The organism is Pseudonocardia sp. SID8383 (assembly GCF_009864975.1).
Classification (GTDB): Bacteria; Actinomycetota; Actinomycetes; order Mycobacteriales; family Pseudonocardiaceae; genus Pseudonocardia; species Pseudonocardia alni.
On the sequence record NZ_WWFY01001198.1, the window covers coordinates 1 to 1,147 of the forward strand.

General features: G+C 77.5%; 1 protein-coding gene. It reads left to right on the top strand.

Going from position 1 to position 1,147, the window contains the following annotated elements:
- Window positions 1–563 (top strand): oxidoreductase (locus GTW08_RS29125; protein WP_202417858.1); only part of this gene is annotated, 563 nt, incomplete at its 5' end.
- Window positions 564–1,147 lie beyond the last annotated feature (584 nt).

Below are 1,147 nucleotides of genomic sequence, written 5' to 3' on the forward strand. Positions count from 1 at the left end.
CCCCGCTGCGGCCGGTCACCGCCGACCACGTCTCGGACCCGGTCCTCGCCGGCGCCGTCCGGATCGCCGACGAGCGCGCGAAGCTCCTCGACACCTGGGGTCGCGCGCCGCTGCAGGGGCTCGCCCGGCTGCACGTCCTGGCCGCGGGCGACCTCGTGCCCGCCGCCGAGCACGAGCAGGTGCTGGGCAGGCCGCGTCCGGCGACGTCGGGACGGCTCGCGGCGCTGGCCGACCTGATCGGCGGGGGCACCTCCGTGCCGGCACCGGTGCTGGTCGCCGTCGTGCACGGCGAGCTGCTGACCCTGGCCCCGTTCGGCACCGCCGACGGCGTCGTGGCCCGGGCCGCGGCCCGGCTGACCGCGATGTCCACCGGGCTGGACCCGCGCGGTCTGTCGGTGCCCGAGGTGGGGTTCCTGCGCCGCACCGCGGAGTACCGGGAGGCCGCGGCGGCGTTCGCGTCCGGGACGCCCGACGGTCTGGCCCGCTGGATCGTCCACACCTGCGCGGAGTGGGAGGCGGGCGGCCGGGAGGGCCTGTCGATCGCCGCCGCACAGTCCGGCTGAGCCCACGGACTCGGCACGGGCCCCGCGCGCCCTCGGTCGAGCCGCTGCACCCCGACCGGGCCGACGCGCTCCGGCCGGGCTCGAACACGACAGAGCCGGGTGGTGCCCCGAGGGGCACCACCCGGCCCGACGTGGGAACCGGCGTCCTGGCGTGCACTACGTGCCGTGTTGTGCGGCCTCGGCGCCCGGCGTCCCGGTTCGCAGGCCCACGACGACATGCCTCCCGCGGCGTGCTCGGCGTGGACGTGATCCGGTTCCCACGTACGGAGCCCGGTCAGGGGAGACGCCTCTTCTCCTCCGAGACGCCTCTGGCCCGGCCGGGGTCCGTGTCTCCTTCGTAGACCTGGAACGTGATGCGGGCAACCCTCGCACCGGGATGCACCGGTTCAGCAGCACAGGGTGACCGTCGACGGCCGCCGGGTGGGTGCACGACGACGCCCGGACGGCGGTCGCGCGCGGCATCCGGGCCGCGTTCCGGACCGACACCGTCGGCGCCGGGTCGCCCACCGCTACCCGCACCGCCACCGCGCTGCCCGCATGGCCACCCCGCTACCCGCACCGGTGCGGCCGGCCCCACCGCCCGC